The sequence below is a fragment of the Paenibacillus sp. 01T442 genome, assembly GCF_056398345.1.
The window spans coordinates 62,773-85,120 of record NZ_JBFTPF010000008.1; the positions used below are offsets into that span (position 1 = coordinate 62,773).

A 22,348-nucleotide genomic window follows, 5' to 3' on the forward strand; every position below is an offset into this window, starting at 1 on the left:
CATCGTGGGGTCAGATCGGATTGTTTATCCACGGAATACTGTAGGGGTATGAGGAAAACAGGGGATAAAAGAAAAAACCTCCTGCCGCGGCAAAAGGTTGGTGTGGATAGACTATTTCTTCTTGTCGAAGAAGTAACTTTCCTGTGCATAGGGTTGCTCATACGCATTGTTATGCACACGGGCCCGTTCTATTTTATCGATGCCGATCTTCGCTTCATCTCTTAATTGCTGCATGCGCCTTACGATCGCCTCATCATGTTGGAGAATGACTTGAATCACCAACTTTTGCTGATCAGTATAACGCTGATTCATCGATTGTAATTCATCAATAATGAGTTGTCTGTCCTCAACAAAGCTAGCTAACTGCTCATACTCCATCTGATCCAGCTCTATGATGATTTCATGCGTTATCCGCTGTAACGTTTGAAGTAGCTTATCCATTTTTCGACGCCAAAGAAAGCTTGGCTGCCTGAACCCACGTTTCTTTCAACTCTACTAGATACCCTAATACTTCCTCCGCGGATTCCACCTGCTTCTTCGTATTCGCTTCGACTAGGCGGAAGAGGAAATAATCATATAGGCGTAGCAACTCGTCAGCCACAGGAGCTTTCTTATCTAAAGTGATAATAAACTCTTGGATGATGTCTTGTACTCTCATCAGATAGTTATTAGCATCTTGGTAATTCTTCTGCGAGAGTGCCTCAATGGCTTGCTTACAATATCGGATAGCACCATCTGATAACATGATGAGCAGCTGAGCTGGGCTCGCTGTTTGAATTGAATTTTGCATATACTTATTCTGCTGCGCCGAAATCATGAGAATGCCCCMTAAAGTTTTGTCTTGTTTCTTTATTATCTACGCTCATCTACCATAACTCCAGCCATTTCCCATACCCTAGCTAGAAAATCAAGCGATTTCTCATTCGGGATTTCTCGAATAAGTTCACCATTGCTTTTGTCTAATACTCTAACAATAATATGCTTTGTCTGTTCGTGAATTGAAAAATCAAGCGTTGTAGAAGTACCTTCTACGGCTTTAATTGCACGTTCAATAGCCTTTACAAGTTGTTGCTCACTAATAGGGATATTCTGACCTTGTGCTTGAGCTTGCTTCAAATCATGAACACTTTGAATGCCGTCATTGCTCGAAACTTTAGGTGCTGCAGGAGCTACGTTAACGCTAGACTTTGGAACATTTCCAATCGATGGGTTCATACTCAAAGCAAGGACCTCCTAAAATAATAGTTATTACTAATATCGGTGAACAGTTACATATTATTTATAGGAAATGATTAACTACCACTTGATAGAGATTGTGAAAGGTAAGAGCTTTGCGAATTATAGTTATTCATCGCTGTTTCCATAGCAGTAAATTTTTTGTAAAAATTAGTTTCTTTCTTGCTAAGTCGATCTGTCTCGGTATTAATGTCCTTATATGTCTTGCTCATCAACTTTCCGATCACACTTTGATCAAACTGAGTATTTCCAGCACTCCCCGCTTTATCTTTAATTTTAGTAAATGCTGTTTGGAAATCATCATACAAACGAACTACCAACCCTTTTTTCGCATCTGTCGTTGTATCACTGGAGGTTTGTGAAAATAGGTTTTTAACTGCCTCTGGATCAGCCACAATCGCCGCTCGTAACTTCGTTTCATCAATATACAGCTTTCCTTTATCCGTATAATTTTGAGAAGCGATACCGATTGAGGAAAGAGAGTTGTAACTGCTCCCATTATCCACCTTAGATGTGATATGATTTCGCATACTATTAATCAATTCTTTTAAGCTACTGTCATTATGAAACAATCCGCTCTTAGCCTTCGTTTCCCATGCTGTTACCTGTGTTTCTGACATGGCTTCCCTTTGCTCATCGGTCAAGGGCAGATAGTCCTTATAGACAGTCTCATTAATCGCTTTATTGAGTTTATCCAACATCTCATTATATTTAGTTACGAAATCTTTAATATTTTTAATCTCAGCATCTATATCACTTGCAACAGTCACCGTCTGGGCAGTTGTCGTAACATTTTTTAGTGTGTAATTGACACCCATAATTTTTACATTATTAGATGCTGAGGTTACGTCCGTACCGTTAAACTTAATCTTAGCGTCTTGTGCAATATTTTGATTCGTTGAATCAGAACTACCCTTGCCAACGATTTTCCCCAATGCGGTCGCTGCGGATACATTTATGAGCGAGAAAAGATTTGCTACTTCGTCAGCCATTGTACCATCACCTACATCAATCTCAATAGAGCTCGAAGGACCCGCCGATTTAGTCTTGAAACTAATATCTGTACCGTTTGTCGTAATATCAAGCAAATCAGATAGTTTACTAGTGCCAGAGGTTACTTTCTTTAATTCGGCAACCACATCAGTAAGTGTCTTACCAGACCAGTTTTTTTGCAAAGCTAAAGCAATATCGAAGTTTGTGCCGTCAACTGTAATACTGGCATTCTTTGTAGCATCAGTAGCACTCATATTAAACATATTTGCTGAACCAGCTACATAGTTAGTCGCATTAGTGTCTGGCACACGAGTTGCACTTGTTTTTTGAGCTGTCGTATAGGACCCAGAGCCTCCGTTAAATCCATTAGCAAAGTCAGTATCTGCGGAGCTGCTAAAACCGAGTGTTGTATCCAGGAATGTATTAGGCGTAGTGTCGGTAGTATCGGTATTTGTTGCTGAAATTGAGATTTGTGTGTTCGCTCCAGTATCTTTTGTTTTCAAAATAAACTGTTTGAGAGTGGAATCATAGATCGCTTTGAGACCCATGCTCTTTCCAGATTCCGGTTTACCAGTTGTAGTATCTTTAGCCGCGTTTAATTTAGCAATCACATCAGCTATCTTATCCTTGGCAGCAATGCTGACCTTCGTCGTATAGGAAGCACCCGTCTGATCTTTGGTTGTTATAGTTAACTCCGTCGCACTCCCCAATTCAGCAGTCTGATCAATATCGATATTGGACTTCATCGTTGCCGATTGGGCAAGATTTGAAATCTGATAACTATATGTTCCCACAACAGCATCGGCTGATGATACACCACTCATCGAATCAGGACTAGAGGGAGTTGTCGAATAAGTGTTGTAGTTGCTCGATAGCTTCATATTAAATAACGTGTTACTCCTAAACGCAAATAAGTCTGAATTCMACTGACGGTAGCCATCACTTTGCCAGGTATACTTTTGCTGAGTTTGCTTCATTTTGTTTAATTTGATACTTTCAGCCGCCATCATCTTTTTTACCAGCGCATCTGTGTCCAGACCTGAGGCCATTCCACTGATTCGAGTGACCGATGTCATCATGATTCCTCCACTTAACATTAAATTTATTAACAATATCCCGGAAAGTATTCTCTACTCTTTATATCGGTATTAGCATCACTTTTCTGAATCCCTTCATCAAAATTATTAACTCTAATCATTAGCTACTACAACAAATAGAAATAGACCGAGCTAGCTAAGGTCACGGTCTACTTCGTAGTTAAACTTAATACTATTAACCGCCTTTAGATACGATTAGTTGCGGGAAAACGCCACTAACTACTACAGTCTATTATTTATACCTTCACATCAAAATTCCCACCGAGATGTGGCTGTACTGATTGCTGTATAACTGTATTTTGACTTAACATCTCCGTAAGATTAGTTGCACTCATTTTTAGCTGAATCCATTGCTATTTTCATTACAGACAAGCTTGCATTTTGCACTAAGCTAGTTTGGCTCATAACCATTGACATTGCCGCAATATCCATTTTAGTACCTCCACTAATTTTATTCAGGTCAAGATCGTGCTGTTATTTCAGCGTATGAAAAGGGGACTCTAGAGAGTCTAGAGTCCCCTTCAGTAGGGCTAATATTAGCCACGAAGCAATTGAAGCACGCCTTGTGGTTGTTGGTTTGCTTGTGCGAGCATAGCTTGAGCAGCTTGTGCCAAGATGCTAGCTTTGGATTGTTGCATCATTTCTTTCGCCATATCTACGTCGCGAACACGGGATTCAGCGGCTGTCAGGTTCTCGGAAGATGTGTTCAAATTGTTGATTGTGTGCTCCAAACGGTTTTGGTAAGCACCCAATTTGGAACGTTCAGCAGATACATTCTTGATAGCTTCGTCAAGAATTTTTGTAGCATTTTGAGCCMCTTCTTTACTGGAGATATCAACGTCAGCTACGAATTTATCTACTCCGTCAATTGTTGTTTTACCAGTTGCGCTTGTTCTCATATCAGCAATGCTAATTTGTAGCGTTTGGTTTGCGTTTGCACCAATTTGGAAGGATACACMGGAGTTCTTGATGTCAGCATTAACGTTAGTCATGCCAGCAGCAATAGCACCTTTGGAAGTTTCATCAACTTTCATTTCAACAGTATTGGAAATCTCCAATTTACCATCCGTATTGTATGAAACATTTAAGTTAGCTGTCAAATCGCTGATATACGCAGTTCTTTGATCAGCTACTGCACCTTTATAACCTTTAGCTGTAAGGTCAGCACTAGACATTGATCCCACGTCTGTTGTAATTGCAGAAGTAATAGCTGTTTTGACAGMTTCGGATAAGGAACCTGCGCCATTCAAATCAGTATAGCTTTTCTCTGCAATATTTGCTGTATATTCTTTTCCATCAACGGTAATTTTAAGTTGGTTGTTCTGTCTGACATCCTGATTCAGTCCATCTTCAAATTCAACGCTAAACTTGTCCCAATCTCCTGCGTTACCACTAAAAGCTTGTGCACCTGCATTGGTTCCATCAATAGTCAATGTAATATCTGCAGTTACGTTCAACTTGGTGGCAATATCAGAATCCAAGGAAGAAAAATTAATTTTTACAGTGTCAGTAGCAGTCAAACCACTAGTTGCAACCTCTTGCAGCTGGAATGTAGCTTTACCTGTAGCGGTATCAATATCGAAGCCTAATTTAACTTTATCTTTATAGGCTGTTAAATCTTTACCGCCAGCATTCTTCATTGCATCCAAGGATTCGTTGAACTTTGTGTTAAATTCCTTGGTGAAAGATACAAGATCGTTATAACTTCCTTCAGTTAATTCAACTGCTATATTAAAATCTTCACCAGAAGCACTGTCGTTAATTACAACATTAATGACATTGTTTTTGCTTTCAGTACCATCAACGATTTTAATTGGGCTAGCAGCCGAAGCTGCAACAACTTGACCAGCCGTCAGTGATGCACTAGTAGTCTTAGCGCCTTTGGAGCCATCAAGCAATTTTTGTGTATTGAACTCAGTTGTGTTACCGATACGGTCGATCTCGGATTTCAACTGTTTTACTTCTTCTTGAAGAGCATTACGGTCGTCTAAAGTGTTTGTATCGTTGCTTGATTGAACGGAAAGTTCACGCATACGTTGTAGAATATCGTGAGTCTCGTTCAATGCACCCTCAGCTGTTTGGATCAAAGAGATACCATCTTGAGCGTTACGGGAAGCTTGATCTAGACCACGGATTTGACCGCGCATTTTTTCGGAGATTGCTAGACCAGCTGCATCATCACCTGCACGGTTGATGCGAAGACCGGAAGACAATTTCTCGATGGATTTGCTTTGGTTAGCTGTGTTCGTGGACAATTGACGGTGCGTGTTCAATGCTGTTACGTTGTGATTAATTCTCATTGGTAATTCCTCCCTGAATATATGAATTCCACATCCATGTGGATTAGCGTTTCTTCCAGGTCGGCCGCCCTTGGAATCGCTCATACTATTAATATCGACAGGGGGCGACTATTTCTGAAGTCCTATTTTCGCGAAATTCCGACATTTACAACTATAAAGTCCCAGATATCATTTCATTTCGCCCAAACTTAGCCTATTTACTCTGTTTTTCTCGCTTTTTGAACATTTCATTGAGACCGTTATAATTTGATGCGCTGCCAAGGGCATCTTTGTTAGCTTGCTGAATAGATAGGTAGATCTCTTTCCGGAATACTTCAACACTTTTAGGAGCGGAAATACCTAAACGAACTGTATCCCCTTCCGTACCCAATACGATAAGTTCAATATGGTCGCCAATCATAATGGCTTCACCCTTTTTACGAGTTAGAACAAGCATGCCTGTCACCCCTTATTTGTTATCGGATGGAACCGATTGCATCAATTTATGTTTGGCGTTATAGGAAGAGCCGTGAAGGATGACCTGCTTCCCTAATCTCGTATTCACATTCACAATGATAGGGGCTAATAAGTTTAGCGTTGCTTCTTCCAGCTGTACTCCTACGGATACAACCGACCAAACAGCCACATCTTCCTTGCTTTCAATCCCCAACTCCGTAACGACACTATCTGATAATTCCATATCATAATCAGGAAAGAATTCGAATGGATTCGTTAATAAAAGTGCTACATTCCCATCGTCCACACACTGTAAGAAGATAAACGGCGACTCCATATCAGGTTGAATGAACATATAACGAACATACTGCTCAAACCCTGGAATACCCTGAGGGAAAGTGAATACCTCTTTCTCGGCAATCGTTAATTCACCGAACTGCAACGTGGTTATATTCATGAGTGACAACTCCTATACGGATTAGTGGTTAAAGAATAAACAAAAAACTATAGATTTGGCAATCTACAGTTTCAACTATACCCTACATTGTTGGGCAATCATACTTTCATATCGATTTCAGGTGGAATCATCTCAACCTTCGGATATTGCTGCATATAAATCGAAACCTTACCAGGCGTGTAATTAATTTCAGCTTGATGCGGTGTAATTTGTATATCGACATTCCCCGGATTCACATCGATCTCTACCTTGTGCGCCGTATAATCCAGCTCGACATTGTCGTAAGAGGCCTCACCGAGATAATTCATAGTGCTTGGTTCAAAAGCCCGTTGTGCTGCCAAATCGGCAATCGGGCTTCCGCCCTGATGTATGGCAGCTAGTCGATTTCCTTTTTCTACAATGCTTGCGATTCCCTGTAGAGCTATATTCTTCGACTCGCTGTAAATCCGATTCATAAAGGTTGTGTGGCTTCCCATCCCAAGCGCATCCCAAGCACTACTCTGATCAATGTGCAGCTCCCCTTGAGGAGAGCGTATTTCCATAGAAGGGGGAGTCGTATGCATCTCCATGTCAGCTTTAGGCTGACGAATATCCCACTGTCCACGCTGAACATCTATACCAATTCGGCCAGACTGAATATCAAGTCTAATCAAAGGAACGGACGACATGATCTACACCGCCTTATTTGAGAAAATCAACTAGACTTGGACGTATAATCTGTGAACCTATCGACAAGGAAGCTTCATACACATTCTGCGAAGTTTTGAGGTTGGTCATCGCTTCGGCAACATCTACATCTTCCACTCGCGTTTGCAGTGTCTGTAGATTAGTATTAATATCTTTCAGGCGTTCATTTGATAAGTCCACACGGTTCATCTTGGCCCCTACATCAGCGCGAACGGATAAGAAACTCTCCATTCTGGTATCCAAACGAGCTAAACCATCACTGATCCCCTTAAAATCACTTGTCCCCATAGCGGTCATTAAATCTTGCATGATTTTAAATGCATTGTCTGCATCTGTTGACTTGCCAAACACTTGTTCACCTGTAATATTAACGGAAATCCGTACACCTGCACCAATTTCATATTGAATGGCTGAACTATCCGCATCGGTTGTAGCAGCATTTTCCTCCGTATACGGTGCTAAATCCGTCAACTGTCCATTGAACACATGTTTACCATTAAATTCACTATTGCCCAACTCGACGAGTTGGCTGTATAACTGCTTAATTTCGCTATTAATAGCGTCTTCAGCCGTTTGTGGGTTTGATCCATTAGCTGCATTAACAGTAAGCTCGCGTACTCGCTGAAGGACCTCATTTGCCTTGCCAAGCGTCGAATCTGTATAATCCAACCAAGATGTAGCAGACTCCACATTCGCTTGATATTGATCATTCGCAGACAACTCACTGCGGTATCTCATAGCAAAGCTAAGTCCAACCGGATCATCCGATGGCTTATTTATTCTTCTTCCAGTCGCTAACTGGTTCTGCAAGTTATCCATACGATTGAGGTTCGTTCCCAAATTTCGAACCATCTGGGTATTAATCATCGTTTGCGTGATTCTGGTTGGCATTAAGTCCCCACCTTTCATTTAAAATAATTATCTGCCAACGGTTCCCATACCATTAATTACTTTATCCAGCATTTCATCAAATGTTGTTAATGATCTAGCCGCAGCGTTGTAGGCGTGTTGATATTTAATCATGTCCGCCATCTCTTCATCCAAAGATACACCGCTAACAGACTGTCTTCTCGAATCGACCTGATCCACAAGTGCTTGTTGGTTTGTAGTTTGTCTTGTAGCTTCTTGTGACTGTACACCCAACTGTCCTACGATAGCACGAAGGAACTCATCAAACGTACCGCTAGTCAAGAGCGGTGTTCCGTTAGAACTTGGATCAAAGTCAAACTTCTGATTCTGGAAAGATGCCAACGCTAATGCGATATCATTATTCCCTCTGACTACTTTGGTGTTACCATCCGTATCCACATATGTACGAGAGGAAGCAGCAATATTGGCCACTTTCTTGACGATTTCAGGATTTACGGTAAGGCTGTTTGCATTAAACTCAGTTGCACCTTCTTTTAAAGTAAAGAACGGAATTCCGCTTTTCGGTGGATCTTCCAACGTATATCCCAATGCATGCAGACCGTTAATTCCATTGACCGTGACTTTCGTGTCGGCTGCTAGGGTAGTTCCTGGTGTCGCTCCAGTCAGTGTTGCTCCAGCCGGGATTACCGAGCCTGCAGGCAACGTTATCGATACCGGACCTTGGACAAGTGCTTTAACCATAGAATTGAATTGAAATTTATAACTGTCTAAGTATTGATCTCGGGAAACTAGCATTCCATAGATCTCACCGCTCTGCAGATCACCTGATTTCAAATTAGCAGCAACTGTACTGGCATCAATTGGGGTGGTGACATTAATCCCATTAACTAGCTCAACGCTGCCCATTCTCAATGTATATCCGCCAGTTGTATCAACAGAGGTTATATTCACTATTTTGGACAAATTATCAACTAATAGATCCCTCTGATCTCTTAGATCATTGGCGTTATTGCCCAATCCTTCTATTTTAAAAATTTCATTATTTAAATTGGCAACTTGCTTCAACATCGTGTTGGCTTCAGAAACCTTAACCGATATATTATCAGTCAGATTCGTGGTTAGATCATCCAATTGCTTGCCTGTATGATTAAAAGCATCGGTCATAGCTAATGCTTTTTCCTTAAGTGCGGCACGAGCTGTCAGGTTATCAGGTTCCTTACTGACATCCTGCCAAGCACTCCAAAAGCCCTCCACCACTTGTCTGATCCCTGTATCCGAAGGTTCATTCACGATAGCTTCCAACTTCTCTAGTGTATCTCTACGAATAGTCCACTCGCCTAATGTCTTATTCTCATCATAAAATTGCGTATCAAGAAACTTTTCGCGAACTCGCTTGATTTGATCAAATTCAACACCTTGTCCCAACTGACCTGGCACTGCGCTTCTTGTCATGCTCGCAGGTTCATAGGGGAGAGAAGCAACCATATTTACTCTTTGTCTTGTATATCCTTGCGTATTCGCATTCGCTACGTTATGTCCGGTCGTCTGCAATGCCGTTTGTTGTGCGAATAGACTTCGTTTTGAAATTTCAATGCCAGAGAATGTAGATCCCACAGCAATTCCCCCTAGATGTTCTTAGTCAGATCCGATTTAAAGCTATGCCCTTCTGTCAAACATCCCCATTCGCTTGTCACTCTTCTGGAGGGTGGGATTTCGATAAACGACATCCTCTTCAGAGGGTCCCATCACAAGGTCGATGGTATAATCTATAAATGAAAGTGATTGCTGTATCAATTGTTGATTGGATATATTGATCTCTTTCAACTTCTCCAAAACAACTACAAGCTGCTTATGTGCATGCAAAAGGGCTTGTTTCTCTTCCGCTTTGAAAATCAACCTAATCAAGTCGCTCACTGTTACTTGAGGATTCGGATTGTAACCGCGCGAAATGAGATACTTACCGATTTCATGAAACCGCTGCTTATCTAGCTCACTAATATGCCTAACAAGCTTGCTCTCTTTATTCACAATTAGATTAAGTTGATTCACATTGTTGCTGACGAGTTCTTGGGTCTTCTCTCTGGAAAGCTCCAGCAGCGATTCGTGCGCCTCAAGAAGCTGTTCCAATATCGTAATCAACGGTTGAATAGACATGTGCGTTCTCCTAATCCTTATAAATCTATATAAACACTTATTTCAAATAAGGGAGCAGCTTCTCTGCAATTTTCTTAGCATCTACGTGATAAGTCCCTGAAGAAACCGAATTCTTCAATGACTCGATTCTGAGGCTTTGCTCTTCCGTACGAGCACTGCCTGAAGCTCCTAGAAGCTCCTTCGCTTCTGCAGAGATCTCAACCTGATCCTTCGCTTTACCTTTCTTACCAGCAGCTTGTGCGGAAGTTGCCTCTCCAGCTTTCTTATACGGATTCACAGCGCCGATGCGACCATTCTCATTAATTTTCATACCGATACACTCCTATGCTCACTGACCTAAAAAAAAACAAAAAACCGATAATCGTTAGTACTATTATCGGCACCTTCTATATAAAACTTTATATCTCTGTAGACCTATTTCAAATTACCGCTTATTTTTCAGTCGATCATGAATGTTATAGGTAATTTTATTCTCTTGCTGTCTCCGCTCTTCATCCCGCCGCTCATCTTCCGAGGTATTCCTAACATCCTTCACAAGTTTCTGACGACACAACTCACAAATCGTGTTCTCACGAATGAGCGTTCCACAAACTTCGCACGGATAAGACATGTTCGGAGCATTATAAATGGAGATACGACCTTCACGAACAAACTTAGTGATTTGCTTAATGCTAACCCCAGTCGCGTCGCTTAATTCAGTGATGTTGACACTCTTGTTCTCACGCAGGTACTTCAAACACTTCTCGTATTGCAGCTCCTGCTCCTTCACGCAATTCGGACAAAGCTCTACGAAGCCCTTCACGTATATTTTCCCACAACGCGGACAATTTGCCACATTCATACTCACAGTATGTCCCCCTTTTCAGCATGCCCAGTTTCCACTTTTTAATTCCAGTTTACCGCAATTCGACAGCTTTTGCCTAATACTATTTTTGTGAAAATAGGACTTTGACCTATTTATCTCGCCCAGGTAAGTCCGCAAATTTCGACAGGTATCGACAATTTCTCTTTTAACACCATCGCACATTGATTCATCGTACTCCCCGTTGTGTACACATCATCTACGATATAAATGATGACGGCGTTCCCGTTACCCATTATTTCTCGCAATTCCGTGACATCAAATTTAAAAACATGCGCAAGGTCATCGATCCGTTCACTTCGCTTTTTAAAACTTTGCTTCGCCGTATGCTTGGAACGATTGAGTAGACGTACGACCGGGAGGCCAACTCTTCTACCTAACTCTCTCGCCATTTGTTCCGCTTGATTGAATCCACGCTCTTGCATGCGTTGCTCACTTACGGGCACGTAGGTGATAACCTCTCGAACTCGCTCCGCTGACGCTGGCACCCGATCCAATTGAAGTTGCTGAAACGCATGAACCAGCATATGACCGAAAACTGCCTTCAAACGCTCGTCTCCCCGATACTTGTATCTAGCCAGCAGCTCTTTCATCGTCTCATCATATCGGACGGCACTTCGGCTTTTGGCGAAATAGGTGTGCGGCTTCCGACGACAATCTGGACAATACTCACCTCGTCCACAAGATAAACAAATCACCTTTCGAATCCACGGAATTCGGGTGTAGCACGTGTGACAAAGCCCCAACTGGCCTCTTTCCAGACTAGTCGCCTGTTTGCACAATAAACACACTTCCCGCTTAGGGCTTAATAGTGAGAATAGCGTGTTCCCCAGCCGCCTCCACTTGCTCATACCTGGCCTCCTTGTAGAAATCCCTGTTTACGCGCAATCCGATTCATCGTACGGATCTGTCGAACAGCCTCTTTCTGTGATTTCGTTATTTCTGCAGCTGCCAAGTATACCTTGCCATGTGGGTCATCCTTCGATCTCCCAGCTCGACCTGCCATTTGGACAAGCGCGGCTTCATCGAACAACTTCGAGTCTGCATCCAAAATGAAAACATCGGATTGGGGCACTGTTACCCCACGTTCGAGGATGGTTGTCGTGACAAGTACGCGGATCTCCCGATTTCGGAAAAGCTGTACCTTCTCTGTACGCGAAAGGTCTTTGGATGAGGTGCCCTCTACACGAACCGCTGCGCTTTTAGGGGCCTTGCTCAACTTCTCTCTCAGCAGCATGACCATCGGCTCCACAAGCTGAATATTTGGAACGAACACAAAAACTTGCGCTCCACGTTCAATAGATACTTCTAATCGGGATTGAATCGACTGCGGGATGGATTGAGCAGCGATGGATTTTCTTAATGTAGGCGTAGATATCAACTGAGGTACTGGTAGGGGATGTTTATGAAATCGTACGGGAACACGAACATGTGGAAGACGTCGGCGCTCTGCGGCGCGCCTAACGCACGTAGGCGGAGTCGCTGACAACAGGATATTCGTCCCGCTGGGTTTGCACACTTTCTCTGCTGCATAGCTTAGCATAGGGTTATTGTGGTACGGGAAGGCATCGATTTCATCGATGATGACGAGGTCAAAAGCTTGATGAAACCGCAACAACTGATGCGTTGTTGCGATGGTGATTTGCCCTTGCTCCCAGCGTTGCTCGCTTCCGCCATACAGCGTGACCACGCTGTATGCAGCGAACGCACGCTGGATGCGCGGTTGCAGCTCTAGCACCACGTCCTTGCGTGGTGTAGCAATGAGGACACGCCCGCCCCGGGCGGCGGTGTAGTGTATGAACGGGAAGATCATTTCTGTCTTCCCGGCGCCTGTAACGGCCCAGATGAGGAACTTGCCTGGGCGGCCAGGTTGCTTGCCTTGGATGTAGCGCAGCCCCTCCATGGAAGCGTGGGTCTGAGCATCACTGAGCCCCCAGGGCTCTATGTAAGCTTGAAATTCGTCGGCAGCCTCTGCGGCAGCGGTGGACAGTGCATCACCCGAGCCGCCGAGCACTAACAAGGAGCAGGATCGAACCCTGCCCATTGTGAGGCATTCCTCACAATAGGGGCAGTCTTGGCCGCAATGCATGCAAGGCGACCAGAACATCCGCTCTTCGCCGCTGCCGCAGCGTTTACAAGCGTAATGCGAAGTCTTCCTGAACCATCGCCGCCAGTCACGCTTTACCTGTAAGTGTAAGCCACTCGTAAGCGACACATCGCCATTGAGATAGGCGAGTTGCAAATAGGCTGGCCACGAAGCTTCCAACCCCGCCAACCCTGCCGACTCAACACCAGAAGCATCTATTAGCTGCTGAAGCTCATCCACCAACAGCGAACGCCCTCTGCAAGCTTCAACGAGACTAATATAAGTGGACGAGTGTAGCTGGAAGCTGCGCACATGCTTAGCACGCCACAACTTATAGTCCATCACTTCCGAACGCATTTCATCCACCTTCGCTATTCCAAGCACAGCGGCTTCCCGCTTAATCATTGCAAGTAAGCGACTCTCACTAGTATCCTTAGAAATCGCATCACTTTTTCTTAACTTCTCAAGCAGTTCCATGCCCTGCCMTAACGAAACAAAAGGTTCGAACAATACGAGGCCGGCGTCGGCTGCGTAGTGCTCGAACCAATATTGGATATCTGTCTGGGCATGTATCGTGAATTGCCACTCCCACACATGTCCCTTGTGAACGGCATAGATCTGAACCTTCATTCCTCACCGTACTCTCTTCATCAAATTATTTGGCGCGTATGTCGGTTGAAGTGTAGGATTTATTGAAAGCGTTTGCTCTCAGACAACAGGAATCTTCACGAGATCCTCCCTATTACTGAGGTGAACAAGTATAACAGGATCTTCATCATGCTGACTCAGAAAACGATCAACAGCATCATAGTCAGACTGTACACGCAGCTCTATGGCATACGTTTGGGATAAACGCTCAATGATCTCTCTTGTATCGTCAGACGACCCCTCGTCAATAACCGTAGCCTTGACCTGGTTTCCTCTTACACGTGAAAAGAAAAATAATGAGCGAATAACCCACTCAATTTGATTTTGATTGTTTTTCGTAACAAGTAACACTGTAGCAGGCTTCTTCTTCATTCCCTTACGGGTACCCAATAAGAGATGCAGCACGATAATGCTCACGCCATAGCAACCGAAGATACAAAGCAATCCAATCCACATAGCGGGTCCCTCCCTTACCTGCAGTGTATGCGACAGTGCAAAGGGGGGTTCCTATAGGCGCAGAAAAGCAGGATAGCGAGTTACAATGTTACCCAACCATTCTTGATTGCAATAATTACCGCTTGCGTACGGTCATCGACTTCCATTTTTTGAAGAATACTACTCACGTGGTTTTTCACTGTTTTCTCACTGATGTACAAGAATTCGCCAATCAGCTTATTGCTCTTGCCTTCCGCCATAAGTCGAAGCACTTCTGCTTCCCTTTTGGTTAGTGGGCTATTCGCATTATGTATGTATTTCAATCCGGAATCCTTCACGCCTGTGCCCGTACCAACCACACCAACGTCATCCAGATACGTCATACGTCTTAGTTGATTGATTAGCTTACCCGTTACCTTAGGATGAATGTAGGCGTGTCCTGCAACGACAGAACGAATCGCATTAATCAGCGACTCTGCTTCCATATCCTTCAGCAAGTAACCTGAAGCTCCTTTACGAAGCGTCTCAAACACGTAGCTCTCATCATCGTGGATAGATAGAATGATGACTTTAATATCAGGAAAAATCAGTTTCAGACGTTCTGTTGCAATGACACCGTTCTCCAGAGGCATATTGATGTCCATGAGCACGATATCGGGCGTGATTTGATTGCACAATTCAATGACTTGGATGCCGTCGCCACACTCGCCGATAACTTCCATGTCATCTTCCATATTAATGATCCGTTTAACACCTTCACGAAAAAGCTGATGATCGTCTGCAATGACAATATGTACATTGCGTTTGTGACTCGCCGTGTTGTCCATTCTAGTTTTCCTCCTTGTTCTCTCCAACGCCGCCGATAGGGATGAGCATCGTAATTTTTGTTCCTGAATCTTTCTCGGACTCCAGAACCATGGTACCTTCTAGCAGCTCCACACGCTCTCTCATTCCCAGTAAACCAAAGTTATTCCCCTTGGCTATTCTTAGTTCTGTTAGCGGAACATCAAAGCCGATTCCGTTATCTACAACGTAAATCTGTACTTGATCTGGTTCTAGCGTGAGTTCAACAGACAAGAAGGTTGCTTTGGCATGTTTGTTTATATTCGATAAAGCTTCCTGCACCAAGCGGAAAATGGCAATTTCCAACCCAGACGGGATGCGTGTTTCTTTCCCGACCAAGTTAAACTGTGTGTGGATTCGATATTTGTCTTCGAAATCCTGCACATATTTCCGTAATGTAGGCACAATCCCTAAATCATCGAGCGCCATTGGTCGGAGGTTGAAAATAATTTTGCGAACCTCTTCAAGGCCATTTCTGACTTGTCCCTTTAAATCAACTAACTCATCCTTCACCGCCGAAATATCTTCCTTGACGAGCATCCGATGGGCAATTTCAGTCCGAAGCACAACATTCGCCAAGGTTTGAGCCATTCCATCATGAATTTCGCGAGCGATTCGTTTGCGTTCTTCCTCTTGGGCCAAAATAATTTTGAGCCCCAGCAGTTGTCGATTCTTAGCCGACTCAATAATACGGGTTAACTGATTGAGATCCCCTGATAAATATTCCAGTGCAACATTCATCTGAGAGACGATCGTTTCGGCGCGTTCTACCTGCTTGTCCACATTCTTCATGCGAACCTGCAGGTCATTGCGGCGGATCTTGAGATTATTCTCTTTTTCCCGCGCAACGGTTAGCTGTAATTGAAAAGCGATAGCGGCTTCATAAGCAATCTTGATATCTTCTTCTCGATACTTGTTGAAATCTCGACTCACTTCCGTGAGCCGGATCCGCGACCTCTTATATTCTTTCTCTAACATATCCACGAGATCAATCGTGACACCCGTCTCATGCTTAATGTCATTGAGCTCCCGAGTAAGCGACTCCTTCTCTAAGCGTGATGACTCAGCAATCTCAAACAATTGATACTTGCTGCTTTCCATGACGTTAATGGCGTTGGTTATGACCTTGTCTATAGCGTCTGGTTGCACATGAAACGAGCTCCTTTTAATAAAACCTTATAATAGTAAGTTGTCTACCCCATATTGTAGCATAGTTCTTCCCGTTTGCCGTGTACTTCTAGTACTATTTATTCAATAGAAATTCCGTAATTCTGGGGATCCCAGCCTACTTTGAAGCCTAATCGCTCCGAAATGAGCCGTAATGGGACCATTGTCACATTATTCATGATCGCTGGAGCCACTTCTGCCGTGACACGACCGCCATTTACAAGCAGATCAGCTTGATCAATCCATAGGTCAATTAGTTTATCACCTCGAAGGACAGTTACCTTACGTTCTTTGTCATCCCACTTTACAGTGCCACCCAATGCTTCTGTGACAAAACGAATCGGAACCAACGTATTATCCTTCACGATCGTCGGTGCTTGTTCCAACGTCATCGGCTTGCTATTCAAAGTTGCTTGCTTCTTATTTACAGTAAGTTTAACTGCACTCTTCGGTAGCGCTGGCATTTGTCCTTTATAAATGAATGAAATATCGTCAATATTAATTTTCCCTTTCGCGGCTCTTTCATCCTGCCCGTTAGCTGGATTTGCGACATAAATGCTTTTCACAAGGAACGGTGCCTTCAGATCCGACACATCCGCCGTCACCTTGCGCCAGCCTGTCCAGTTCATATTTTCCGTAAAACTAACATAATTCAACTTACCATCCGCATCAATGACCTCTGCACGGACCCAGTTGAAGCTGCCATCACCCAAGACTTTAGCCGTTATAAATTCAGGTTCACCCTCAATCGGCGCGCCATTCCCATTATTAAACCTTGCATAAGCTGCTTTCGTTCCTTGTCCCTTGGAGAAATCATAGGCGATTTCTAAGTTCTTATTTCCATTGTTTTGCACAATATTAACGGTGGAAACGACCTCAGCCGGATATTTGTCCCCTGTTGTCATAACAGCAAATTTATCTAAATCGTACCACACTTTCTCCTGTCCTACAGGCAAAGTGACCATGGTGCTATACCCATCGTATCGTGCGATAACCTGAGCCGTTTGTGCGCCCGCTGTACTATCTACGTGGAGAACCCCGTTCGTAATGGTACCTTTAACTCCGCTTAGCTCCCAAGTCGCTGATGCCGCGGGTAATTCCCGAGTTGCTCCACTTCGTGTTGTAACAGTAATAGGAAGCTTGAAATCGCCACCTTCTGTCAATGAAAATGACCCTGAGCTAAAAGCCATCGACGTAATTTGATCACGCCCGACAATTTCGACATCCATCGTTGCGGATCCTTTACCTGATTTTGCGACAATCTGCGTTTTCCCAGGCATTGTTGGTGTATATACGTTATCCTTGAACGAGCCATTGGCCATCGTGCTGCTCCATTGTGGTACAATACCTGTTACGGCTATAGGATTATAATAATCATCATAAGCTTTGAATTGATAAGTGCTGGATTCATTTACGAATAATAAGGATTGCCCTTTTAAAATAAGACCTAACAAATCACCCTTTGGCGCTGTCGAATATACGCCCAAACCATTTGCTACCGCACGTTGATTCCCGTTCTGTGTTTTGTTCACTAACTTCGGATCTACATCACCAAGCGGCCTAGACACCATCTGTGTCGATCCACCGCCGTCGAGGACCATCCCTCTCCATACACCAGCATCAATCATGAATTGCTGCAGCTCTGGCAGCGTCATCCCTGCACTAGGACCGTTGCGATCCACTGTTATAATATAAGCCTTCTTCAGATCCTTGGAGTAACCCACTGCTGTCCTAGAAACGGGACTATATCCGTTGAAATCATTAATATTCCGCGTAAAATAGCTCGGCTTCGCCTCATCCACCAGCAATGTGCTACCGCCGATTAGCATTTTGAAGTTCTTCCAATCATATGTCTTCGACGCATCGTGTGGAATCATGTCGTACTTCGTCGAGATTTTATCGCCAACCTTGAGATGATTTACAATAAATTCTCTAGCCAAACCGGAGCCCCTAAGGATATACCCATCTGCAGGAGCAATCATTTTCACATTCGTATCAACTTGAATTTCCTTAACGATATCGTTCTGGATAAGCGCCTCAGTAGGTACGTGTGTCCCATCCACAGCTCGCTGTGTCATCGCCCAAGCACTTGTATAAAGGAAAAGACCATCCGCAATCAGCGGAACATCGTTATCGTCCCAGTAGAACGTTTTGTTCACGCCACCCAGCTCGAACTTTGTCCCATCCTTTGCCGTAACCGTACCCTGGAAATCGAAAATATCAATAATTGGTTGATTCGTCTTCGTAATAGCAAACGAGTACAATCCCGAAATCTTCGCTGGCGTCGCCATCACCTGTCCATTCGTGATTTGCGCCCCCTCTGGTACGCCTTCCGCCTGGGTATTGTAGAAATCCCCGTTCACGCCTGCTACAGCGCCTGTATCCTTCACCATGCCGAGCACACTCTGGTTCTTCGTGAACTGATTGTTTGTTCCTGCCATTGCGTCTATCTTCACGTTCGGGTTCGTCAGATCCACTTCGATCACATTGGCGTTCACCGATACATCCTTATTGCTTCGTGTTGTCGACCATACATAATTCTTCATAATTGCACCTGATGTGATCGTCTCTTGCGAGCTCAACGTCAGCTTCGTGCCTGCCGCATTTACCGTAACTCCCGATACCAACTGCCACACCATAGCGCAAGCCAGCGCTGCTACTCCTACTTGCCTCTGTACCTTCACGTTGCCGTTCCACTCCTCTTTTTAATCTAAGTCTAGTATCTATCTTTAAACCGATAACTATATAGACTCTTAAACTATGGAAAAAGTTACGATATTCCCCATGTTGTATTCATATGTCACAGATAATGGGTAAAAAAGTAAAAAGAGAGCACAACCCTACTGGGTTTGCTCTCTGCTTGAGATGCTTATATATGTTTACAAAATTCGTCTAAGTTTAGCCTCGTGTTCAATCGAACGTGCTGACAGAAGAACAATAATTTCATGTTGTTGCGCTTGAACAAGTTCTATCCGCTTCACAATCTCATTAGTTTCCAATACGGCTTGTTTGATTTGCGCTTGTTCTAACTCTATTCTCCCTAAGCGAGCATCGATACTATCAAATCTTACATCCATACCATTTAATCGAGAATCAATCCCATCAAGGCCCATAAGTACTGGTGATAATTCTGCTTTAAGTATAGCGGCAAGTGCGTCTTTCAATTCGTTTTCCAAGATATCGCTCTCCCTTCCTCTAATAAACCAGAACTTATCTAGTATTCATCATAACATAATTCCCTATGAATTAGCATCAGATGACATATATATATAGTACCACGTTTATTAGCAAAAGGAAAATAAAATGTTTACTGTAGCAAATTAAGATTTTGTTGGTAATATACAAACAAAAAGCCGCCCCAAAAGGACGGCCTCTCTCTATTAATGCTTAAGCTCTAACGCTTGAGTTCTCAATGATTCTGCTTTATCTGTACGCTCCCAAGGAACATCTAGATCGTTACGGCCGAAGTGACCATAAGCCGCAGTTTGACGGTAAATCGGACGACGAAGATCAAGTTCTTTAATGATACCCGCTKGGCGTAGGTCAAAGTTGGATTGGATCAGCTCTACAAGCTTCTCTTCACTCACTTTAGCCGTACCGAACGTATCAATAGCAATGGATACTGGACGAGCAACACCAATCGCGTAAGCCAATTGAACTTCACATTTCTCAGCAAGGCCAGCTGCTACGATATTCTTCGCAACATAACGCGCCGCGTAGGCACCAGAACGGTCAACTTTTGTCGGATCTTTACCGGAGAATGCGCCGCCGCCATGACGAGCATAACCACCGTACGTATCAACGATAATTTTACGACCTGTAAGACCTGCATCCCCTTGAGGACCGCCAATAACAAAACGGCCAGTTGGGTTGATGAAGTAGTTCGTCTTCTCATCCAACAAATGTGCTGGAACGATTGGAAGAATAACATGTTCTTTAATATCTTTTTGGATTTGCTCCAAAGTTGTGTTCTCATCATGCTGTGTGGATACAACGATTGCATCTACACGAACAGGTTTATCATCGATGTACTCAACAGTTACTTGAGTTTTACCATCTGGACGCAAGTATGGAAGAGTGCCGTTCTTACGAACTTCAGTCAAACGACGAGCCAATTGGTGAGAAATAGAGATCGGAAGAGGCATAAGCTCAGGCGTCTCATTTACTGCAAAACCAAACATCAACCCTTGGTCACCAGCACCAATTGCTTCGATTTCTTCATCAGACATGTTACCTTCTCTTGCTTCAAGGGCTCTGTCAACACCTTGTGCAATATCAGGAGATTGCTCGTTCAACGAAACGAGAACCGCACATGTTTGGGAGTCGAAACCATACTTCGCGCGTGTGTAACCAATGTCTTTAATTGTTTGTCTTGCAATTGCTTGAATATCTACATATTCAGACTTCGAAGTGATTTCACCAATTACCAAAACCAAACCAGTTGCTACAGATACCTCACATGCTACACGAGCATTCGGATCATTAGCAAGAAATGCATCCAAAACCGAGTCAGAAATTTGGTCACAAATTTTATCTGGATGACCTTCTGTTACGGATTCGGATGTAAATAAACGACGTCCACGAACTTGAGCCATATTATTCATCCTCCTACATTACATTTAGTATGTTTGAAAAGCTTCTACTCGATGCCTCTATGATAAAAAAATCGGGCCCGGCTTTAGCGTTAGCTTTTCTCGCCAAACGGAATCCCTCTTTTGCGCTCATGCGCTGATAAGATCTTTGAATTCCGCACTGGTACAAATAGATAAAGCATAAATAAAGACAATACATGAATAAAGACAACATTAAAATGAACCTTCCCCTATTGGAAAAGGTTAAATTGAATATTGACCTTCAATTAACCATCCTACTTTATTTGTCGTGTAATGTCAATTTATAATTTCCAATATCATTAATCTTCTTATTAAGTTTACTTTAAGGTACGCTTCACTTTTTTTTCACAGCTATTATCTATACTACTCTATATATTAACAACTGAGTTCGTGAACATTTTGTAATCTCTGAAAATTTGAAGAAAGAGGTCAGCCTATAGCCGACCTCTTTCTCATCACTATAATAGAAGGAATAATACCTACAAGGTAAACAAGGTTTCTTCTGCTCTCTGAATCAGACGCTGCGTAATACGCCCGCCTACAGCGCCTGCATCCCTGGAGGTGATATGTCCCCAGTAGTCTTTTTTCATAGAACTTGAAGGAATAGAACCAAGCTCACCCGCAAATTCTGTATCTGCATTGGCAGACATCGAATGGCCTACTGGCAGACCTAATTCAGCAGCAATTTCGTATTTTAAAATATCCAAAGCCTTTTTCGATTCCGGAACCACTTTATTTCTAGCCATACCCAAACGCCTCCTTAGAGTTTTTGTTCAGATCATGCACTCCATAAGCAGCTACCCGATTAACGGGATACGCTAATAGTATGGCTAGAATCGGCTCCGTGAACCGAATAAGAAGTTGTCATTTTGGGTAAAATTATGGAGTAGACATTTATTTATTGCGGAACTTTACTACCGTCTGCATTCAAAATCAAAAATCCACCACGTACCATGACATATATGGACGTGTCATTTTTTGGCGAAGGCTTAATCCCGCGGCCCTCCGTTGGGAAAATTAAAAGATGATTCAGCGCGACTTCCGTCCCTGCTGGCAGATCCTTGCCTCCCGTTACATCCGGGATGCCGTTCTCATCGTTGCTCACGGCTAGTACTTTGCCGCTTCGCACGATAAATTCCGCGCCAGCGCCGGCATACAAGGTTTGTCCATTTTCCAATTGGACAACCTTCATAATCGCAGCTGCCGTAGGGGTAGTGCTCGTGCCTCCGTTGCTCCCGCCAGCATTCGCTGCGATCGCGGAGGCCACAATCTCCTTCACCTTGGCTTCGCTCAATGTGTGCAGTTCGAAATAGCTTTGGGTGATCAGCGGGTCGGTTGTACCTGGTGATGGGGCTTCGGCTTGGGAAGTAGATGAAAAAGTTAAAACTATAAAGCTACAAGCACTCAGAAGTAGGAGCTTTTTCTGTTTGTTCATTTGGTGTTCCTCCGTTTGAATAAATGAGAA

The 22,348-nt window shown here is 43.5% G+C and carries 25 protein-coding genes; all 25 read right to left on the reverse strand.

The features are described 5' to 3' along the window. Positions 1-111 precede the first annotated feature (111 nt). Positions 112-441: a flagellar protein FliT gene (gene fliT, locus AC1DLM_RS09720; RefSeq protein ID WP_477569848.1), complete on the reverse strand. Its 330-nt coding sequence runs from the start codon at positions 439-441 to the stop codon at positions 112-114. Continuing rightward, positions 434-817: a flagellar export chaperone FliS gene (fliS, locus tag AC1DLM_RS09725; protein WP_441990872.1), complete on the reverse strand. Its 384-nt coding sequence runs from the start codon at positions 815-817 to the stop codon at positions 434-436. Before fliS ends, fliT begins: the two co-directional genes overlap by 8 nt. Positions 818-852: 35 nt before the next feature. Continuing rightward, complete coding sequence (locus AC1DLM_RS09730) at positions 853-1,215, reverse strand: flagellar protein FlaG (RefSeq protein ID WP_477569900.1); 363 nt, start codon at positions 1,213-1,215, stop codon at positions 853-855. 77 nt (positions 1,216-1,292) lie between these two features. Continuing rightward, positions 1,293-3,308 carry a flagellar filament capping protein FliD gene (gene fliD / locus AC1DLM_RS09735; protein ID WP_477569849.1) on the reverse strand — a complete coding sequence of 672 codons (2,016 nt, stop codon included), beginning with the start codon at positions 3,306-3,308 and terminating at the stop codon, positions 1,293-1,295. Between the two features lie 254 nt (positions 3,309-3,562). After that, positions 3,563-3,661: a putative motility protein gene (locus AC1DLM_RS09740; protein WP_477569850.1), complete on the reverse strand. Its 99-nt coding sequence runs from the start codon at positions 3,659-3,661 to the stop codon at positions 3,563-3,565. Continuing rightward, positions 3,648-3,758, reverse strand: a complete 111-nt coding sequence (locus AC1DLM_RS09745) for a putative motility protein (RefSeq protein ID WP_477569851.1) — start codon at positions 3,756-3,758, stop codon at positions 3,648-3,650. The genes AC1DLM_RS09740 and AC1DLM_RS09745 overlap by 14 nt, the downstream gene beginning before the upstream one ends. A 104-nt stretch (positions 3,759-3,862) precedes the next feature. Next, positions 3,863-5,626 (reverse strand): flagellin N-terminal helical domain-containing protein, encoded by a 1,764-nt coding sequence (locus tag AC1DLM_RS09750; RefSeq protein WP_477569852.1) that lies wholly within the window; start codon positions 5,624-5,626, stop codon positions 3,863-3,865. Between the two features lie 193 nt (positions 5,627-5,819). After that, on the reverse strand, positions 5,820-6,062 hold the full coding sequence (csrA, locus tag AC1DLM_RS09755) for a carbon storage regulator CsrA (RefSeq protein WP_477569853.1): 243 nt from the start codon (positions 6,060-6,062) through the stop codon (positions 5,820-5,822). Between the two features lie 12 nt (positions 6,063-6,074). Continuing rightward, positions 6,075-6,518, reverse strand: a complete 444-nt coding sequence (fliW, locus tag AC1DLM_RS09760) for a flagellar assembly protein FliW (RefSeq protein ID WP_477569854.1) — start codon at positions 6,516-6,518, stop codon at positions 6,075-6,077. 98 nt (positions 6,519-6,616) lie between these two features. Continuing rightward, positions 6,617-7,186: a DUF6470 family protein gene (locus AC1DLM_RS09765; protein ID WP_477569855.1), complete on the reverse strand. Its 570-nt coding sequence runs from the start codon at positions 7,184-7,186 to the stop codon at positions 6,617-6,619. 13 nt (positions 7,187-7,199) lie between these two features. Next, positions 7,200-8,096 (reverse strand): flagellar hook-associated protein FlgL, encoded by an 897-nt coding sequence (gene flgL / locus AC1DLM_RS09770; protein WP_477569856.1) that lies wholly within the window; start codon positions 8,094-8,096, stop codon positions 7,200-7,202. Positions 8,097-8,123: 27 nt separating this feature from the next. Further along, a complete protein-coding gene (gene flgK, locus AC1DLM_RS09775; protein WP_477569857.1) occupies positions 8,124-9,689 on the reverse strand; it encodes a flagellar hook-associated protein FlgK in 1,566 nt (521 codons plus the stop codon). A gap of 42 nt (positions 9,690-9,731) precedes the next feature. Next, positions 9,732-10,229 carry a flagellar protein FlgN gene (locus AC1DLM_RS09780; RefSeq protein ID WP_477569858.1) on the reverse strand — a complete coding sequence of 166 codons (498 nt, stop codon included), beginning with the start codon at positions 10,227-10,229 and terminating at the stop codon, positions 9,732-9,734. Between the two features lie 37 nt (positions 10,230-10,266). Further along, complete coding sequence (gene flgM / locus AC1DLM_RS09785) at positions 10,267-10,539, reverse strand: flagellar biosynthesis anti-sigma factor FlgM (RefSeq protein WP_477569859.1); 273 nt, start codon at positions 10,537-10,539, stop codon at positions 10,267-10,269. Positions 10,540-10,653: 114 nt separating this feature from the next. Then, complete coding sequence (locus AC1DLM_RS09790) at positions 10,654-11,070, reverse strand: TIGR03826 family flagellar region protein (RefSeq protein WP_477569901.1); 417 nt, start codon at positions 11,068-11,070, stop codon at positions 10,654-10,656. Positions 11,071-11,186: 116 nt separating this feature from the next. Beyond that, positions 11,187-11,942: a ComF family protein gene (locus AC1DLM_RS09795; RefSeq protein ID WP_477569860.1), complete on the reverse strand. Its 756-nt coding sequence runs from the start codon at positions 11,940-11,942 to the stop codon at positions 11,187-11,189. Continuing rightward, a complete protein-coding gene (locus tag AC1DLM_RS09800) occupies positions 11,939-13,807 on the reverse strand; it encodes an ATP-dependent helicase ComFA (RefSeq protein ID WP_477569861.1) in 1,869 nt (622 codons plus the stop codon). The genes AC1DLM_RS09795 and AC1DLM_RS09800 overlap by 4 nt, the downstream gene beginning before the upstream one ends. Before the next feature lie 78 nt (positions 13,808-13,885). Beyond that, a complete protein-coding gene (locus AC1DLM_RS09805) occupies positions 13,886-14,281 on the reverse strand; it encodes a glycosyltransferase family 2 protein (protein WP_441990884.1) in 396 nt (131 codons plus the stop codon). Between the two features lie 80 nt (positions 14,282-14,361). Then, a complete protein-coding gene (locus AC1DLM_RS09810; RefSeq protein WP_056611570.1) occupies positions 14,362-15,087 on the reverse strand; it encodes a response regulator in 726 nt (241 codons plus the stop codon). Position 15,088: 1 nt separating this feature from the next. After that, entirely contained in the window at positions 15,089-16,252 is a 1,164-nt protein-coding gene (locus AC1DLM_RS09815; RefSeq protein ID WP_171633325.1) for a sensor histidine kinase, read from the reverse strand. A 98-nt stretch (positions 16,253-16,350) separates the two neighbouring features. Continuing rightward, complete coding sequence (locus AC1DLM_RS09820; RefSeq protein ID WP_477569862.1) at positions 16,351-18,954, reverse strand: stalk domain-containing protein; 2,604 nt, start codon at positions 18,952-18,954, stop codon at positions 16,351-16,353. A gap of 195 nt (positions 18,955-19,149) precedes the next feature. After that, positions 19,150-19,446: a hypothetical protein gene (locus AC1DLM_RS09825; protein ID WP_441990886.1), complete on the reverse strand. Its 297-nt coding sequence runs from the start codon at positions 19,444-19,446 to the stop codon at positions 19,150-19,152. 204 nt (positions 19,447-19,650) lie between these two features. Further along, the gene (gene metK / locus AC1DLM_RS09830; RefSeq protein WP_477569863.1) at positions 19,651-20,865 is read right to left on the reverse strand and encodes a methionine adenosyltransferase; all 1,215 of its coding nucleotides are present in this window, start codon (positions 20,863-20,865) and stop codon (positions 19,651-19,653) included. 497 nt (positions 20,866-21,362) lie between these two features. Next, on the reverse strand, positions 21,363-21,629 hold the full coding sequence (locus AC1DLM_RS09835; protein WP_441990888.1) for an alpha/beta-type small acid-soluble spore protein: 267 nt from the start codon (positions 21,627-21,629) through the stop codon (positions 21,363-21,365). A 152-nt stretch (positions 21,630-21,781) separates the two neighbouring features. After that, positions 21,782-22,318 carry a hypothetical protein gene (locus tag AC1DLM_RS09840; RefSeq protein WP_441990889.1) on the reverse strand — a complete coding sequence of 179 codons (537 nt, stop codon included), beginning with the start codon at positions 22,316-22,318 and terminating at the stop codon, positions 21,782-21,784. Positions 22,319-22,348 lie beyond the last annotated feature (30 nt).

Coding starts and splice junctions, on each gene's coding strand:
- csrA (WP_477569853.1), bottom strand. CDS start 6,062: ATGCTTGTTCTAACTCGTAAAAAGGGTGAAGCCATTATGATTGGCGAC.
- fliT (WP_477569848.1), bottom strand. CDS start 441: ATGGATAAGCTACTTCAAACGTTACAGCGGATAACGCATGAAATCATC.
- AC1DLM_RS09745 (WP_477569851.1), bottom strand. CDS start 3,758: ATGGATATTGCGGCAATGTCAATGGTTATGAGCCAAACTAGCTTAGTG.
- flgM (WP_477569859.1), bottom strand. CDS start 10,539: ATGAAAATTAATGAGAATGGTCGCATCGGCGCTGTGAATCCGTATAAG.
- AC1DLM_RS09795 (WP_477569860.1), bottom strand. CDS start 11,942: ATGAGCAAGTGGAGGCGGCTGGGGAACACGCTATTCTCACTATTAAGC.
- AC1DLM_RS09840 (WP_441990889.1), bottom strand. CDS start 22,318: ATGAACAAACAGAAAAAGCTCCTACTTCTGAGTGCTTGTAGCTTTATA.
- AC1DLM_RS09780 (WP_477569858.1), bottom strand. CDS start 10,229: ATGTCTATTCAACCGTTGATTACGATATTGGAACAGCTTCTTGAGGCG.
- fliW (WP_477569854.1), bottom strand. CDS start 6,518: ATGAATATAACCACGTTGCAGTTCGGTGAATTAACGATTGCCGAGAAA.
- AC1DLM_RS09805 (WP_441990884.1), bottom strand. CDS start 14,281: ATGTGGATTGGATTGCTTTGTATCTTCGGTTGCTATGGCGTGAGCATT.
- AC1DLM_RS09790 (WP_477569901.1), bottom strand. CDS start 11,070: ATGAATGTGGCAAATTGTCCGCGTTGTGGGAAAATATACGTGAAGGGC.
- AC1DLM_RS09730 (WP_477569900.1), bottom strand. CDS start 1,215: ATGAACCCATCGATTGGAAATGTTCCAAAGTCTAGCGTTAACGTAGCT.
- AC1DLM_RS09740 (WP_477569850.1), bottom strand. CDS start 3,661: ATGAGTGCAACTAATCTTACGGAGATGTTAAGTCAAAATACAGTTATA.
- AC1DLM_RS09835 (WP_441990888.1), bottom strand. CDS start 21,629: ATGGCTAGAAATAAAGTGGTTCCGGAATCGAAAAAGGCTTTGGATATT.
- flgL (WP_477569856.1), bottom strand. CDS start 8,096: ATGCCAACCAGAATCACGCAAACGATGATTAATACCCAGATGGTTCGA.
- AC1DLM_RS09810 (WP_056611570.1), bottom strand. CDS start 15,087: ATGGACAACACGGCGAGTCACAAACGCAATGTACATATTGTCATTGCA.
- AC1DLM_RS09765 (WP_477569855.1), bottom strand. CDS start 7,186: ATGTCGTCCGTTCCTTTGATTAGACTTGATATTCAGTCTGGCCGAATT.
- fliS (WP_441990872.1), bottom strand. CDS start 817: ATGATTTCGGCGCAGCAGAATAAGTATATGCAAAATTCAATTCAAACA.